Genomic DNA, 15450 nt, shown 5'->3' on the forward strand with positions numbered 1-15450 from the left:
GACCCGCATCCTTTCCGGCGCTCGGTCGATGAACCAGGTCGTGAACGCTCCCGACGCGCAGCTCACCCGCCGCCGCGCGCTCCAGCTGGCCGCGGCCACGGGCACCGGGCTGGCCGCGGTCGCCGCCGCCGGCCCCGCCGCCGCCACGCCGAAGCACCCGTCCTCGCCGGTCTTCCGGCACGGCGTCGCCTCCGGTGACCCGCTCCCCGGGTCGGTCCTGCTCTGGACCCGGGTCACCCCCTCGGAGGCCGCCGCGCCCGGCTCGGGCGCCGGGCCGGACGCCGAGGTGAGCTGGGAGGTCGCCGCCGACGCGGGCTTCCGGCGCGTCGTGCGTCGGGGCGTGGCCCGCACCGGCCGCGGACGGGACCACACGGTCAAGGTGGACGCCGGTGGGCTCAGCCCCGCCACCACCTACTGGTACCGCTTCCGCTGCCGCGGGGCGACCTCCCCCGTCGGGCGCACCCGCACCGCACCCGCTCCGGGCGCGGCCGTGCCGCGGCTGCGCATGGCCGTCCTGTCCTGCGCCAACCTCCAGGCCGGCTGGTTCAGCGCCTACCGGCACCTGGCCGCGCGCACCGACCTCGACGTCGTCCTGCACCTCGGCGACTACCTGTACGAGTACGGGCCCGACGAGTACCAGGCCGGCGACGTGCTGGTCCGCCCGCACGACCCGCCCCGCGAGACGGTGACCCTCGCCGACTACCGGCGCCGGCACGCGCAGTACAAGACCGACCCGGACCTGCAGGCGCTGCACGCGGCGGCGCCCTGGGTGGTGACCTGGGACGACCACGAGTCGGCCAACGACGCCTGGTCCGGCGGGGCCGAGAACCACACCGAGGGGGCCGAGGGCGCCTGGCGGGCGCGGCGGGCCGCCGCCCAGCAAGCCTACGCGGAGTGGATGCCGGTCCGGTACGAGCCGGGCGGGCAGCTGTACCGGCGGCTGCGGTTCGGCCGGCTGGCCAGCCTGTCGATGCTCGACCTGCGCACCTACCGCGACCAGCAGGCCTCCTCGCCCGTGGACCCGGCCCTCGCCGCCCCCGACCGGACCATCACCGGGCCCGACCAGCTGCAGTTCCTGCTCGACGGGCTGGGCGACCCGCAGGTGCAGTGGAAGCTCGTCGGCAACCCGGTGATGATCTCCCCGGTCCGGTTCCCGAACGGGCTGGAGTCGCGCACCGTGGAGAGCATCGCGACGCTCCTGGACCTGCCCGCTCCCCCGGTCGCCGGGGTCCCCTACAACGTCGACCAGTGGGACGGGTACCCCGCCGAGCGCGGCACGGTCCTCGCCCACCTGCGCGACCGGGCCATCAAGGACACGGTGTTCCTCACCGGCGACATCCACTCCGGCTGGGCCTGCGAGCTGCCCTCGGACCCCGCCACCTACCCGCTCACCCGGGACAGCCTCGGCGTGGAGCTGGTCTGCACGTCGGTCACCAGCGACAACCTCGACGACATCCTGGGCACCCGCCCCCGCACGACGTCGCTCGCGGTGGAGACCGCCATCAAGGTGAACAACCCGCACGTGAAGTACCTGGACTTCGACTCGCACGGGTTCTCCGTGCTGGAGCTCACCGAGGCAGGGGCGCAGATGGACTGGTTCGTGCTCACCGACCGCACCGACCCCCGGGCGGCGGCCGTCTGGTCGACGTCGTGGCGGGTGGCCGCCGGGACCAACCGCGTGACCCGCGCCCAGGGGCGGCTGCGGTGACCGGCGAGGTGCTCAGCCGGCGGCGGTTCCTCCAGCTGACGACGGCGACCGGCGGTGCGGTGGTCCTGTCCACGGCGCTCGGCGCCCCGCGGGCCCGGGCGGCCGACCGGCTGCGGGTGTACGTCCTCGTGGTGGACGGGACCCGGCCGGACGAGGTCACCCCGCAGCTGATGCCGCGGCTACACCGGCTGCGCACGGAGGGCACCTGGTACGCCCAGGCGCGCTCGCTGCCGGTGATGGAGACCATCCCCAACCACGTGATGATGATGACCGGGGTGCGGCCCGACCGGTCCGGCGTGCCCGCCAACTCCGTCTACGACCGGGCCGAGGCCACGGTCCGCGACCTCGACCGGCCCTCGGACCTGCGCTTCCCCACGCTCATCGAGCGGCTGAACGCCACGGGCCGCACCACGGGGACGGTGCTGTCCAAGGAGTACCTGTACGGCATCTTCGGCGAGCGGGCCACGCACCGCTGGGAGCCGTTCCCGGTCCTCCCGGTCACCGGCCACGCGCCGGACGTCGCCACCACGAACGCCCTCCTGGCGATGGTCGACCACGCCGACCCGGACCTGGTCTTCGTCAACCTCGGGGACACCGACCGCGTGGGGCACAGCGACCTGACCGGGACCTCGCTGCGGGTGGCCCGCACGCTGGCGCTGCGCAGCACCGACCTGCAGGTGGGCCGCTTCGTCGACCACCTGCGGGCGACCGGCCGCTGGGCCTCCAGCGTGCTGCTGGTACTCGCCGACCACTCGATGGACTGGTCCCTGCCGACGGGGGTCGTCTCGGTGAGCGCGGTGCTGCGCGGCCGCCCGGACCTGCACTCGTCGGTGCAGATCGCCCAGAACGGCGGCGCGGACCTCCTGTACTGGACCGGGCCGGCCGACCGGCGCGCCGCGGGCCTGGCCGAGGTGCGGCGGCTGGTGCGGGCGCACCCCGGCGTGCTGTCGGTGCACGCGCCGCGCGAGCTGCGGCTCGGCCCGGAGGCCGGCGACCTCGTCGTCTACTGCCGAGCGGGCTGGCGGTTCAGCGACCCCGAAGTCCTCTCCAACCCCATCCCCGGCAACCACGGCCACCCGGCGACCGAGCCGATCCCGTTCCTCGTCGCCGGCGGGCACCCGCTGGTCCGCCGCGGCGCGGTCAGCGGGGCGCCGGCGCGCACCATCGACGTCGCGCCGACCGTGGGAGCCCTCTTCGGGCTGGGGGCACCGCGGGGCGGCTACGACGGCGTCGCGCGGAAAGAGGCGTTCCAGGCCCGCCGCTGACGCTCAGGGGCCGAACAGGACCTCGGCGCCCATCGGCCGGTAGCCGGCGGTCAGGAAGGCACGCAGCGATGCGGTGTTGGCCGGGGCGACCTGCGCCCAGAGCGGGGCGCCGTCGGGGACCAGCGACGGCGCCGTCGCGACCAGCGCCGTTCCCAGGCCCTTCCCCCGCGCTTCCGGGGCGACCTCGAGGCTGACCTCCCACCGGCCGGCGACTCCGCGGCCGAGCACGAGCACGGCCGCGTCGTCCGGGGTCGACCAGACCGAGACATCGGTGCGGTGCAGCAGCGCCCGGTCCACGCGCGGATGCGTCACGGACACCGGCCGCAGCTCGACGGACGTTGCCGCCGCCGCAGGGGCGAGCAAGACCGCATCGAGCACGCCCGGCTCGGCACCCACCTGGTCGGCCAGCGCCGCGAGGAAGCGGGCACCCAACGGCGCGGCGAGCGGGTCGTGCGCCACCTGCGCTGCCGCCCAGGAAGGGTCGACGTCTGCGGCCACCACGTGCCAGGCGGTGCCACCGACGACGACGGCCCGCGCCCCCACGGGCGCGGGCCGTACGGCAACGCTCGCATCGGCTGCCGGGACGTACCCGACGGCCAAGCCCTCGTAGAACTCGTTCAGACGCGGAAGCCGAGCGCGCGGAGCTGCTCGCGGCCGTCGTCGGTGATCTTGTCCGGGCCCCACGGCGGCATCCAGACCCAGTTGATCCGGATGTCGTCGACCAGACCGGGGCCGGGTCCACCGGTCAGGGCCTGACGGGCCTGGTCCTCGATGACGTCGGTCAGCGGGCAGGCCGCCGAGGTGAGCGTCATGTCCAGGATCGCGACGTTGGACTCGTCCACGTCGATGCCGTAGACCAGGCCCAGGTCGACGACGTTGACGCCGAGCTCGGGGTCGACGACGTCGCGCATGGCCTCCTCGAGGTCCTCGAGCAGCGCCGACTTGTACGGCGGCAGCTCGGCGGGGGTCTCGTCGGTGGCGGTGGTCGGGGTCTCGCTCATGCGGTGCCTCCGGTGGCTGACAGGGCCCGGGCGGATGCGTCCTTCAACGCCATCCAGCTCATCAGCGCGCACTTGATGCGCGCGGGGTACTTCGAGACGCCGGCGAACGCGACGGCGTCCTCCAGCTCGTCCTCGAGCTTCTCGGCGACCGACGGGTCGCCCTTCGCCTGCATCAGGGTCATGAAGTGCTCGCCGGTCCCCAGCGCCTCGGTGACCGGCTTGCCGACCACTAGGTCGTACATGGCCGAGACCGAGGCCTGGCTGATCGAGCAGCCCATGCCCTCGTACGAGACGTCGGCGATCGTGTCGCCCTCGATCTTCACCCGGAGGGTCACCTCGTCACCGCAGGTCGGGTTGACGTGGTGCACCTCGGCGTCGAACGGGTCGCGCAGACCTCGCCCGTGGGGGTTCTTGTAGTGGTCCAGGATGATCTCCTGGTACATCGACTCCAGCTGCATCAGATGCGCCTCACACAGTTCCGAAGAACTTCTGGGCCGCGCGAATTCCGTCCGCCAGCGCGTCGATGTCGTCGTAGCCGGTGTGCACGTAGAACGTGGCCCGGGTGGTGGCCGGGACGCCGTAGCGCCGCACCACCGGCCAGGCGCAGTGGTGCCCGACGCGCACGGCGATGCCCAGGTCGTCGAGCACCTGGCCGACGTCGTGCGGGTGGATGTCCTCGACGGTGAAGGAGACCGCTCCCCCGCGCGCGACGGTGTCGGCCGGCCCGACCACCCGGACGCCGGGGATCTCGGCGAGCTTCTCCAGCGCGTAGGCGGTCAGCGCCTTCTCGTGCTCCTCGACCTTGTCCATGCCCAGGGCCTGGAGGTAGTCGACGGCGGCACCGAGCCCGACCACCTGCGCGGTCATCGGGACGCCGGCCTCGAAGCGCTGCGGCGGCGGCATGAAGGTGGAGCCCTCCATGCGCACGACCTCGATCATCGAGCCGCCGGTGAGGAACGGCGGCAGCTTGTCGAGGACCTCGTAGCGGCCCCAGAGCACGCCGACGCCGGTCGGCCCGAGCATCTTGTGCCCGGAGAACACGAGGAAGTCCGCACCCAGGGCCTGCACGTCCACCGGCTGGTGCGGCACCGACTGGGCGCCGTCGACCAGCACCAGGGCGCCGACCTCGCGGGCGCGCTCGACGATCGGCGCGATCGGGTTGATCGTGCCCAGGATGTTCGACTGCTGGGTGACCGCGACGAGCTTGGTGCGCTCGTTGACGACCGTGCCCAGGTCCGAGAGGTCCAGCCGGCCGTCGTCGGTCAGCCCGAGCCAGCGCAGGGTCGCCCCGGTGCGCTCGCACAGCTGCTGCCACGGGATCAGGTCGGCGTGGTGCTCCATCTCGGTGACCACGATCTCGTCACCCTGGCCGGCGGCGTAGGTCCGGAACTCCGGCTCCTTCGCGGTGGCCGCGTTGGAGAGCGCGTAGGCCACGAGGTTGATCGCCTCGGTGGTGTTCCGGGTGAAGACGACCTCGGTCTCCGGCGCCCCGATGAAGGCACCGATCTTCGCCCGGGCCTCCTCGTACGCGCCGGTGGCCTCCTCGGCGAGCTGGTGGGCCCCCCGGTGCGGCGCGGCGTTGACGTTCTCGTAGAACCAGCGCTCGGCGTCGAGCACCTGGCGCGGCTTCTGCGAGGTGGCCCCGGAGTCCAGGTAGACCAGCCGCTTCCCGTCGCGCACGGTGCGCGACAGGATCGGGAAGTCCGCCCGGATCGCCTCGACGTCCAGAGGCAGGGGCGCTCGCTGCGCCCCGGCATCGGGACGCGAGGCGGTCTGGGTCATGCCTGTGCGACCTCCGCGGTCTTGACGTAGGACGCGTAGCCCTCGTTCTCCAGCTTCTCCGCCAGCTCCGGGCCGCCCTCCTCGACGACCTTGCCGTTGACGAAGACGTGCACGAAGTCCGGCTTGATGTAGCGCAGGATCCGCGTGTAGTGCGTGATCAGCAGGACGCCGACCTGGCCCTCCTCGCGGGAGCGGTTGACGCCCTCGGAGACGATCCGCAGCGCGTCGACGTCGAGGCCGGAGTCGGTCTCGTCGAGGATCGCGATGCCCGGCTTGAGCAGGCGCATCTGCAGGATCTCGTGGCGCTTCTTCTCACCACCGGAGAAGCCCTCGTTGACGTTGCGCTCGGCGAAGGCCGGGTTCATCTCGAGCAGCTCCATCTCGCTCTTGACGTCCTTGACCCAGGTGCGCAGCTTGGGGGCCTCGCCCTTGATGGCGGTGGCGGCGGTGCGCAGGAAGTTCGACACCGAGACGCCGGGGACCTCGACCGGGTACTGCATGGCGAGGAACAGGCCGGCGCGGGCGCGCTCGTCGACGCTCATCTCGAGGACGTCCTCGCCGTCGAGCGTGACGGTCCCGCCGGTGATCGTGTACTTCGGGTGGCCGGCGATCGAGTAGGCCAGGGTCGACTTGCCCGACCCGTTGGGGCCCATGATCGCGTGCGTCTCGCCCGAGCGGACGGTCAGGTCGACGCCGCGGAGGATCTCCTTGGCGTCGTCACCCTCGCCCACGCTGACGTGCAGGTCGCGGATCTCCAGAACGGACACTTCTTCTCCTTCAGCTGCCGGACGCGAGCGGGAGGCGGCCGTCGCTCTCGGTGTCGACGAGCACGTCCTCCCCTTCCACGCGGACCGGGTAGACGTCGACCGGCTCGGTCGCCGGCAGGTTGGTGGGCTCACCGGTGCGCAGGTCGAAGCACGACCCGTGCAGCCAGCACTCGATGGTGGGGGCGCCGTCGAAGGTCTCGACGTCGCCCTCGGACAGGGGGACCTCGGCGTGCGAGCAGAGGTCCTGGATCGCGTAGACCTCGCCCTCGAAGCGGACGACGGCGACGTCGACGTCCGCGAGCTCCACCCGCAGGGCCCCGTTCTCGGGGACCTGGGAGAGCGCGCAGACCCGCTCGAAAGCCATCAGGCGACCTCGACCGGCTGCTCGTCCAGGCCCGGGAGGGCGCCGAGACGGGCGTCGATGGTGGCCATGAGCCGGTCCTGCAGCTCGTCCACGCCGATGTGCTGGACGACGTCGGCGAAGAAGCCGCGGACCACCAGGCGGCGGGCGGTCTCGGCGTCGATGCCGCGCGAGCAGAGGTAGAACAGCTGCTCGTCGTCGAACCGGCCGGTGGCGCTGGCGTGGCCGGCGCCGACGATCTCACCGGTCTCGATCTCCAGGTTCGGCACCGAGTCGGCGCGGGCGCCGTCGGTGAGCACCAGGTTCCGGTTGAGCTCGTAGGTCTCGGTGCCGGTGGCCGCGGGGCGGATCCGGACGTCGCCGATCCACACCGTGCGCGCGCCCTCGCCCTGCAGCGCGCCCTTGTAGAGCACGTTGCTGGAGCAGTTGGGGACGGCGTGGTCCACCCAGAGCCGGTGCTCCTGGTGCTGCGTCTCGTCGGAGAAGTAGACGCCGAAGAGCTCCGCGCTGCCGCCGGGGCCGGCGTACTGCACGTTGCTGACCAGGCGGACGAGGTCGCCGCCGAGGGTGACCACGACCTGCTTGAAGGTCGCGTCCCGGCCGACGACGGCGTCGTACTGCCCGCCGTGCACCGCACCGGGCGCCCACTCCTGCACCGTGACGAGGGTGACCTGCGCGCCGTCGCCGACGAGCACGGTGACCCCGCCGGAGTACTTCGCGAGGCCGCTGTGGTCGAGGACGACCGTCGCCTTGGCGAAAGCTCCGACCTCGACGACGAGCTGGCCCCAGACGACGTCCTCGGAGCCGGTACCGGCCAGGCCGAGCGTGACCGGGCGGTCGAGCTGGGCCTCCTGGGCCACGCGGACCACGTCGGCGCCTCCGGCGTTCTGCCGGGTCAGCGCGGCGAGCCGGTCCACCGGCTCGGGCAGGCCCTTGAGCAGCGGGTCGCCGGCGTCGACGCGGGCCAGCTCGACGCCCTCGGGGAGGTCGGTCGTCCAGCTCAGCTTCGCGTCGGAGGCGGCGCCGTCGAGCAGCGGCCTGATCCGCTTCATCGGCGTGAAGCGCCAGGTCTCCTCGCGGCCGGTCGGCACGCCGAAGGCGTCCGGGTCGGTCGAGGTGAACCGCTCGGCCGGCGAGCCGGTCGGGGTGCCACCGTGCGAGTGCGCGCCGGGGGCGACCGCGGTCGAGTCGGCCGGGGTGGTCGGCGGGCCCGCCTGGGTCCCGACGCCCTCGCCGAAGAGCTCTCCGGCGAGGACGGCGGACTCGGTCGTGAGACCCGTGGTGTTCTGGTCGGTCATCAGCCGACGGCACCTTCCATCTGCAGCTCGATGAGCCGGTTGAGCTCGAGGGCGTACTCCATGGGGAGCTCACGGGCGATGGGCTCGACGAACCCGCGCACCACCATCGCCATGGCCTCGTCCTCGGTGAGACCGCGGCTCATCAGGTAGAAGAGCTGGTCCTCGCTGACGCGGGAGACGGTGGCCTCGTGACCCATGGCGACGTCGTCCTCGCGGACGTCGACGTAGGGGTAGGTGTCCGAGCGGCTGATCGTGTCGACCAGGAGCGCGTCGCACTTCACGGTCGACTTGGAGCCGTAGGCGCCCTCGTCGACCTGGACCAGGCCGCGGTAGGACGTGCGGCCACCACCTCGGGCCACCGACTTCGACACGATGGTCGAGGAGGTGTGCGGCGCGGCGTGCACCATCTTGGCGCCGGCGTCCTGGTGCTGGCCCTCGCCCGCGAACGCGATCGAGAGGACCTCGCCCTTGGCGTGCTCGCCGGTCATCCACACGGCCGGGTACTTCATCGTCACCTTGGAGCCGAGGTTGCCGTCGACCCACTCCATGGTCGCGCCCTCGTGGGCCACGGCCCGCTTGGTGACCAGGTTGTAGACGTTGTTCGACCAGTTCTGGATGGTCGTGTACCGGCAGCGCGCGTTCTTCTTGACGATGATCTCGACGACCGCGGAGTGCAGCGAGTCCGACTTGTAGATCGGCGCGGTGCAGCCCTCGACGTAGTGCACGTAGGCGCCCTCGTCGACGATGATCAGCGTCCGCTCGAACTGGCCCATGTTCTCGGTGTTGATCCGGAAGTAGGCCTGCAGCGGGATCTCCACGTGCACGCCCGGCGGCACGTAGATGAACGAGCCACCCGACCACACGGCGGTGTTCAGCGCGGCGAACTTGTTGTCCCCGGACGGGATGACCGAGCCGAAGTACTCGCGGAACAGGTCCGGGTGCTCCTTCAGCGCCGTGTCGGTGTCGAGGAAGAGGACGCCCTGCTCCTCGAGGTCCTCGCGGATCTGGTGGTAGACGACCTCGGACTCGTACTGCGCGGCGACACCCGCGACCAGCCGCTGCTTCTCCGCCTCGGGGATGCCCAGCTTGTCGTAGGTGTTCTTGATGTCCTCCGGCAGCTCCTCCCACGAGGTGGCCTGCTTCTCGGTGGAGCGCACGAAGTACTTGATGTTCTGGAAGTCGATCCCGGACAGGTCCGAGCCCCAGTCGGGCATCGGCTTGCGGTCGAAGAGCTTCAGGGCCTTGAGACGGCGGTCGAGCATCCACTCGGGCTCGCTCTTGCGCGCGGAGATGTCGCGGACGACGTCCTCGCTCAGACCGCGGCGCGCCGACGCGCCGGCGACGTCGGCGTCGGCCCAGCCGTACTCGTAGCGGCCGAGCTGCTCGATCTGCTCGTCCTGCGTCAGCTGCGTGGCCGTGGCCGGCTGCTGCGTGCTGGTCATGCGGGCGTCCTCTCCCGGGAGATCGCGTGGGCGTTGCTGGGTGTCTCGGTGCTGGTGGACGGTGCGGTGCGCGCGCCGCGCGCTCCTCGCTCACCTGGTACAGGGCGTGCAGGGGCCGTTCTGTTCCCCGGGCGCAGGGCGCCGGGGATGTGTGTGGTGCAGATCCCGTCGCCGTGGGCGATCGTGGCCAGGCGCTGCACGTGGGTGCCCACGAGCCGGCCGATCACCGCGGTCTCGGCCTCGCACAGCTGGGGGAACTCGGCCGCCACGTGCGCCACCGGGCAGTGGTGCTGGCAGAGCTGCCCCCCGCTGGAGATCGCGGAGGCCGAGGCAGCGTAGCCCTCGGCGGTGAGCGCGGCGGCGAGTGCCTGGGCCCGGTCGACCGGCTGCCCGTGCTCCGCGCTGACCGCCCGCTCCACGGCGCTCGACGCGCGCGCCTCCAGGCCGGCCAGCTGCTGCTCGGCGACCGCGCGGACCGCGTCCGGGCCCCCGATCCCCGCGACGTACCGCAGCGCGGTCAGCGCCAGGTCGTCGTAGGCGTGCGGGTAGGCCGAGCGGCCGGCGTCGGTGAGGTGGAACCGGCGGGCGGGACGGCCGCGGCCGCGGTGGGCGTCGCGCACCTGGCGCTCCTCGACCCGGCCGGTGGCGACCAGCGCGTCGAGGTGCCGGCGCACGGCGGCCGGGGAGATGCCCAGCCGCCCCGCGAGCTCGGTGGCGGTCTGCGGGCCGTGCTCGAGGAGCAGGCCGCTCACGCGGTCGCGGGTGCGCCCGTCGTCGGCAGTCGCCGACGGCCGGGAGTGCGCCGCGATGGATTCCACAACACGAGTGTGTCCTATTTAGGGGACCGCGCAAGCAAGGTCGACCTAAGAAGCACCTCCTCGGGACAGCATCGTGATCAGCTTCACCGCGCGCACGTGACGGCCCTCTCCCCCGGTGCGCGCGACCCGGGTCCGGGCGCCGGAGCGAATACGATCGACGCGTGCCGCGCCTGCCCGCCTCGTTCTCCGCGACCACCATCTCCCGCCTGGCCCTCGCCAACGCCGTGGCCAACGGGCTGATCGTCGTGACCGGCGGCGCGGTCCGGCTGACCGGCTCCGGCCTGGGCTGCCCCACCTGGCCGCGCTGCACCTCGGAGAGCTTCGTGGCGACGCCGGAGCTGGCCGGCCACGGCGCCATCGAGTTCGGCAACCGGCTGCTCACGTTCGTGCTCGCCGCGGTCGCCGTCGCCACCGTCGTCGCCGTCTGGCGCTCCGCGCGCCGCGACCTGCGGCCGCTCGCCGTCCTGACCTTCCTCGGCATCCCGGCGCAGGCGCTGCTGGGCGGCGTCACCGTGCTCACCGGGCTGAACCCGTGGACGGTCGCCGCGCACTTCCTCGTCTCGGCGGTCCTCGTCGCGCTCGCCACGACGCTCTGGCTGCGCTCGCGGGAGCCGGGCGTCGGGCAGCCGCTGGTGCGCCGGCCTTTCGTGCTGCTGACCTGGGGCATCGGCGCCGCGACGGCGGCCGTCCTGGCGCTCGGCACCGTCGTCACCGGCAGCGGCCCGCACAGCGGCGACGTCGACGAGCGGGACGTGCCCACCGGCGACCGCATGGGCTTCGACCCCGAGCTGGTCAGCCAGCTGCACGCCGACGTCGTCTTCCTGCTGGTCGGCCTGACCGTGGCGATGCTGGTGGCGCTGCACGCCACCGACGCTCCCGCCCGGGTCCGGCGGGCCGCCCGCGACCTGCTGCTCGTGGAGCTGGCCCAGGGCGTCGTCGGCTACGTGCAGTACTTCACCGACCTGCCCATCGCGCTGGTCCTGCTGCACATGCTCGGCGCGGTGCTCACGACCGCCTTCGCCGCCCGGCTCGTGTGGTCGGTGCGCGGCCCGGCGTCGGACGCCCCGCTGGCGGCGCGCGAGGCGGAGCCCGCCGCGACCCGCTGAACCGCCCGCTCACGCCTCCGCGCGGGAATCCCGGGCGCGGTAGCGACATCCGTGCGCATGCGGGCGACATCGAGGGGGCTCGCTCAGGCGTGCAGGACGAGGACGACCAGCACCGACCCGTCCGGTGACTCCCATCGCCCGGCCGTCACCCGCTCCGGGCCGCTGCGCGCATCGGCCCACGCCGGCCAGGCGTCGTCCTCGTCGTGCCAGAGGAGGCGTCCGCCCGGCAGGTAGGTGACGACGGGGCACCCGGACTCGACCAGCGCCTCGACCTCGGCCGGGCCGAGCGCCACCCCGGTCATCGAGTACGTGCGCCGGTCGGCGCCGACCAGCTGGCCCATCCGGGCGTTGGCCAGGTCCGTGCGCACGAGCTGCACGCTTCCATGCCACCGAGACGCGCGCCGCTCCGGCATCCGCCCGGCCGGAGACCGGCGTGGCACCGTTCTCGGCCACCGGACCGGCCGCGCTCCGACGCCGGTCAGACGATGGCGTCGACGATGATCGCGACCGACAGCAGTGACAGGTACGAGATCGAGACGTGGAACAGCTGCATCGGCTTCATGTCCCCGCCGCGCCTGATGCGGGCCAGCAGCCGGTGGGACTCCACCACGAACCAGCCGCCCAGCAGCGCCGCGGGGATCGCGTAGCCCAGCCCGATGCCGTAGCCCGCGGCGACCGGCCAGAGCAGCAGCGAGACGGCGAACGTGGCCCAGGCCCACCCGACGGACTGCCGGCCCACCGACAGCGCGGTGGTCACCACGGGCAGCATCGGGACGTCGGCTCGTGCGTAGTCGTCCTTGAACCGCAGGGCCAGCGCCCAGAAGTGCGGCATCTGCCAGCAGAAGACGATCCCGAAGATGACGACGGCCGGCCAGTCCAGCGAGCCCGTGACCGCGGCCCAGCCGATGAGCACCGGCGCGGCGCCGGGCACCCCGCCCCACTCGGTGCTGCGGCGGGTGTGCCGCTTGAACACCATCGTGTAGAGGACGGCGTAGTAGAAGATCGCCGCCGCCGACAGCGCGGCGGCCAGGGGCGTCGTGGTGAGCAGCAGCAGGACGATCGAGCTCACCGTCAGGGCGAAGCCGAACACCAGCGCGGCGCGCGGGGTGACCTCCCCGGTGACCAGCGGCCGCTTCTGCGTGCGCTGCATCAACCGGTCGATGTCCCGGTCGAAGTAGCAGTTGAAGACGTTGGCGGCGCCGGCCGCGAGCGTGCCGCCCACCAGCGTCCAGAACAGCAGCGGCAGCGGCGGCCAGCCCCGGTCGGCGACCATCATCGCCGGCACCGTGGTGATGAGCAGCAGCTCGATGATGCGCGGCTTGGTCAGCCCGACGTAGGCACCGACCCGCGAGCGGAGGCGGGCGGCGAGGCGGGGAGCAGGGGCGGCGGCGCGCTCGGACAGCGCCGTCACCGGGTGCCCTCGTGCGCGGTCGCGCGCGGGCAGCAGGGCACCACGGGATCCCTTCGAACCGGGGGGAGGAACCCGCCCATGGTAGCCCCGGGCCCCGCCCGGCCAGCCGCGCGCCATGACCTCGGATGACTAGGGTTGATCACGTTGGTGCCGCGGGTGCAGCGGGTAGGGGCGACGGCGACGAGACCCCGTCGTGACGCCCCGGCACGTCCGCCGGCGGCCGACCGCCCGTCCGGGTGCATCGTCAGGCCTACCTCGAGGGAGACACCGACCAGATGGACACGCGCAGCACGGAGGCGGAAGCCCCGGCCGAGGCCGCGACCGACGCCCCCACCGGGAACCCGTCGCAGCCGCGGCCGACCCTGCCGGCGGACTTCGGCGACCTCGACCGCCGCGCGATCGACACCGCCCGCATCCTGGCGATGGACGCCGTGCAGAAGGTCGGCAACGGCCACCCCGGCACCGCGATGAGCATGGCGCCCACCGCCTACCTGCTCTTCCACAAGTGGCTGAAGCACGACCCGAGCGACCCGCAGTGGACCGCCCGCGACCGCTTCATCCTGTCGATGGGCCACTCGAGCCTGACGCTGTACGTCCAGCTCTTCCTCTCCGGCTACGGCCTGGAGCTGGACGACCTCAAGGCGCTGCGCACCTGGGGCTCGAAGACCCCGGGCCACCCCGAGGTGAACCACACCCCCGGCGTGGAGACGACGACCGGCCCGCTGGGCCAGGGCGTCGGCAACGCGGTCGGCATGGCCATGGCCGCCCGCCGTGAGCGCGGCATGCTCGACCCGGACGCCCCCGAGGGCGAGAGCCTGTTCGACCACACCATCTGGTGCTTCGCCTCCGACGGCGACCTGGAGGAGGGCGTCAGCGGCGAGGCGTCCTCGCTGGCCGGCACCCAGAAGCTGGGCAACCTGGTCCTCGTCTACGACGACAACAGGATTTCCATCGAGGACGACACGACCGTCGCCTTCACCGAGGACGTCGGCAAGCGCTACGAGGCCTACGGCTGGCACGTGCAGCACGTGGCCGACGGCGAGGACCTGGCCTCGGTCGACGCCGCGTTCGCCGCGGCCAAGGCCGAGACCGGCCGCCCGTCGATCATCGTGCTGCGGACCGTCATCGCCTGGCCCGCGCCGACCAAGCAGAACACCGGCGCCTCGCACGGCTCCGCCCTGGGCGAGGACGAGGTCCGCGCCACCAAGGAGATCCTCGGCTTCGACCCCGAGCGCACCTTCCAGGTCGACGACGACGTGCTGGCCCACGCCCGCTCGGTCGTCGAGCGCGGCCGGGAGCAGCGCGCGCAGTGGGACGAGCGGTTCGCCGCCTGGCAGCAGGCCAACCCCGAGGGCGCCGCGCTGCTCGAGCGCATGAGCACCCGCACCCTCCCCGAGGGCTGGGCCGCGAACCTGCCCAGCTGGGACGCCGACCCCAAGGGCGTCGCCACCCGCAAGGCCTCCGGCGAGGTGCTGGCCGCCGTCTACCCGGCGCTGCCCGAGCTGTGGGGCGGCTCGGCCGACCTGGCGGAGAGCAACAACACCGCGGTCAAGGGCGAGCCCTCGTTCCTGCCGGCCGACCGCCAGACCAAGATGTGGACCGGTGGCCCGTACGGCCGCACCCTGCACTTCGGCGTCCGCGAGCACGCCATGGGCGCGATCATGAACGGCATCGCGCTGCACGGGGGCACCCGCGTCTACGGCGGCACCTTCCTCACCTTCTCCGACTACATGCGCGGGGCGGTGCGGCTGGCCGCGCTCATGCAGCTGCCGGTCATCTACGTCTGGACGCACGACTCCATCGGCCTGGGCGAGGACGGCCCGACACACCAGCCGATCGAGCACTTCGCCGCGCTGCGCGCCATCCCCGGCCTCGACGTCGTCCGCCCGGCCGACGCCAACGAGGTGGCCGTCGCGTGGCGGACGATCCTGGAGAACAACGACCGCCCCGCCGGCCTGCTGCTCTCGCGGCAGAACCTGCCGGTGTTCGACCGCTCCTCGTCCGGCTCGGCAGAGGGCACGGCCCGCGGCGCCTACGTCCTGGCCGACGCCTCGAACGGCGCGCCCGAGGTGATCCTGCTCGGCACCGGCTCCGAGGTGCAGATCGCCGTCGCCGCCCGCGAGCGGCTGGAGGCCGACGGCGTCCCGACCCGGGTCGTCTCCGTGCCGTGCGTCGAGTGGTTCGCCGACCAGGACCAGGGCTACAAGGACGAGGTGCTCCCCCCGACCGTCCGCGCCCGCGTCAGCGTCGAGGCCGGCGTGCCCCTGGGCTGGCGCGAGTTCGTCGGCGACGCCGGCCGGATCGTCGGGCTCACCCACTACGGGGCCAGCGCCGCCTACGGCGTCCTGTACGAGGAGTTCGGCCTCACCGACGAGGCGGTCGTGGCCGCCGCCCGCGAGAGCATCGAGGCGGCCCGGTCCGGCGCCGCCGTCCCCGCCGGCCCGGTCGCGGCCACCGGCGGCCTCTACTCCCCCACCGGCGACCGCTGACG

General features: G+C 73.0%; 15 protein-coding genes. 4 read left to right on the forward strand and 11 right to left on the reverse strand.

The annotated features are described in order from the left end of the window. Positions 1-40: 40 nt before the first annotated feature. Together E4P43_RS02675 and E4P43_RS02680 are read left to right on the forward strand one after the other, a co-directional pair. Complete coding sequence (locus E4P43_RS02675) at positions 41-1708, forward strand: alkaline phosphatase D family protein (RefSeq protein WP_209313688.1); 1668 nt, start codon at positions 41-43, stop codon at positions 1706-1708. Further along, positions 1705-2973, forward strand: coding sequence for an alkaline phosphatase family protein (locus E4P43_RS02680; RefSeq protein ID WP_135143892.1), 1269 nt, complete (start codon positions 1705-1707; stop codon positions 2971-2973). Before E4P43_RS02675 ends, E4P43_RS02680 begins: the two co-directional genes overlap by 4 nt. Before the next feature lie 3 nt (positions 2974-2976). Here the strand turns inward: E4P43_RS02680 and E4P43_RS02685 are convergent, their stop codons facing one another. The 9 genes from E4P43_RS02685 to E4P43_RS02725 form a co-directional block, all read right to left on the reverse strand. After that, on the reverse strand, positions 2977-3516 hold the full coding sequence (locus E4P43_RS02685; RefSeq protein WP_135143893.1) for a GNAT family N-acetyltransferase: 540 nt from the start codon (positions 3514-3516) through the stop codon (positions 2977-2979). A gap of 74 nt (positions 3517-3590) precedes the next feature. Continuing rightward, the gene (locus tag E4P43_RS02690; protein WP_135143894.1) at positions 3591-3974 is read right to left on the reverse strand and encodes a metal-sulfur cluster assembly factor; all 384 of its coding nucleotides are present in this window, start codon (positions 3972-3974) and stop codon (positions 3591-3593) included. Further along, the gene (gene sufU, locus E4P43_RS02695) at positions 3971-4432 is read right to left on the reverse strand and encodes a Fe-S cluster assembly sulfur transfer protein SufU (RefSeq protein ID WP_135143895.1); all 462 of its coding nucleotides are present in this window, start codon (positions 4430-4432) and stop codon (positions 3971-3973) included. Before sufU ends, E4P43_RS02690 begins: the two co-directional genes overlap by 4 nt. Before the next feature lie 10 nt (positions 4433-4442). Beyond that, complete coding sequence (locus tag E4P43_RS02700; RefSeq protein WP_135143896.1) at positions 4443-5756, reverse strand: cysteine desulfurase; 1314 nt, start codon at positions 5754-5756, stop codon at positions 4443-4445. Next, entirely contained in the window at positions 5753-6523 is a 771-nt protein-coding gene (sufC, locus tag E4P43_RS02705) for a Fe-S cluster assembly ATPase SufC (protein WP_135143897.1), read from the reverse strand. The genes E4P43_RS02700 and sufC overlap by 4 nt, the downstream gene beginning before the upstream one ends. A gap of 10 nt (positions 6524-6533) precedes the next feature. Further along, on the reverse strand, positions 6534-6887 hold the full coding sequence (locus tag E4P43_RS02710; protein ID WP_104524133.1) for a non-heme iron oxygenase ferredoxin subunit: 354 nt from the start codon (positions 6885-6887) through the stop codon (positions 6534-6536). Next, positions 6887-8182, reverse strand: a complete 1296-nt coding sequence (gene sufD / locus E4P43_RS02715; protein WP_209313689.1) for a Fe-S cluster assembly protein SufD — start codon at positions 8180-8182, stop codon at positions 6887-6889. The genes E4P43_RS02710 and sufD overlap by 1 nt, the downstream gene beginning before the upstream one ends. Continuing rightward, on the reverse strand, positions 8182-9624 hold the full coding sequence (gene sufB / locus E4P43_RS02720; RefSeq protein WP_135143898.1) for a Fe-S cluster assembly protein SufB: 1443 nt from the start codon (positions 9622-9624) through the stop codon (positions 8182-8184). Before sufB ends, sufD begins: the two co-directional genes overlap by 1 nt. Further along, positions 9621-10442, reverse strand: coding sequence for a helix-turn-helix domain-containing protein (locus tag E4P43_RS02725; protein WP_245158899.1), 822 nt, complete (start codon positions 10440-10442; stop codon positions 9621-9623). The genes sufB and E4P43_RS02725 overlap by 4 nt, the downstream gene beginning before the upstream one ends. A 161-nt stretch (positions 10443-10603) precedes the next feature. Between E4P43_RS02725 and E4P43_RS02730 the strand changes: the two genes are divergently transcribed. Then, positions 10604-11548, forward strand: coding sequence for a COX15/CtaA family protein (locus E4P43_RS02730; protein ID WP_135143900.1), 945 nt, complete (start codon positions 10604-10606; stop codon positions 11546-11548). An 83-nt stretch (positions 11549-11631) separates the two neighbouring features. On the opposite strand, the gene E4P43_RS02735 is transcribed toward E4P43_RS02730, so the two are convergent. Beyond that, a complete protein-coding gene (locus tag E4P43_RS02735) occupies positions 11632-11925 on the reverse strand; it encodes a hypothetical protein (RefSeq protein WP_135143901.1) in 294 nt (97 codons plus the stop codon). A 101-nt stretch (positions 11926-12026) separates the two neighbouring features. After that, the gene (locus tag E4P43_RS02740; protein ID WP_135143902.1) at positions 12027-12959 is read right to left on the reverse strand and encodes a heme o synthase; all 933 of its coding nucleotides are present in this window, start codon (positions 12957-12959) and stop codon (positions 12027-12029) included. Between the two features lie 275 nt (positions 12960-13234). Here E4P43_RS02740 and tkt point away from each other — a divergent pair, with 275 nt between their 5' ends. Further along, positions 13235-15448, forward strand: coding sequence for a transketolase (gene tkt / locus E4P43_RS02745; RefSeq protein ID WP_135143903.1), 2214 nt, complete (start codon positions 13235-13237; stop codon positions 15446-15448). Positions 15449-15450 lie beyond the last annotated feature (2 nt).

It is taken from the genome of Blastococcus sp. TF02A-35 (genome assembly GCF_004571075.1).
In the GTDB taxonomy this organism is placed as follows: Bacteria; Actinomycetota; Actinomycetes; order Mycobacteriales; family Geodermatophilaceae; genus Blastococcus.

Excerpts from the sequence above, each read along its gene's own strand:
- E4P43_RS02690 (WP_135143894.1), bottom strand. The coding sequence starts at position 3,974 with ATGAGCGAGACCCCGACCACCGCCACCGACGAGACCCCCGCCGAGCTG.
- sufU (WP_135143895.1), bottom strand. The coding sequence starts at position 4,432 with ATGCAGCTGGAGTCGATGTACCAGGAGATCATCCTGGACCACTACAAG.
- E4P43_RS02700 (WP_135143896.1), bottom strand. The coding sequence starts at position 5,756 with ATGACCCAGACCGCCTCGCGTCCCGATGCCGGGGCGCAGCGAGCGCCC.
- E4P43_RS02710 (WP_104524133.1), bottom strand. The coding sequence starts at position 6,887 with ATGGCTTTCGAGCGGGTCTGCGCGCTCTCCCAGGTCCCCGAGAACGGG.
- sufD (WP_209313689.1), bottom strand. The coding sequence starts at position 8,182 with ATGACCGACCAGAACACCACGGGTCTCACGACCGAGTCCGCCGTCCTC.
- sufB (WP_135143898.1), bottom strand. The coding sequence starts at position 9,624 with ATGACCAGCACGCAGCAGCCGGCCACGGCCACGCAGCTGACGCAGGAC.
- tkt (WP_135143903.1), top strand. The coding sequence starts at position 13,235 with ATGGACACGCGCAGCACGGAGGCGGAAGCCCCGGCCGAGGCCGCGACC.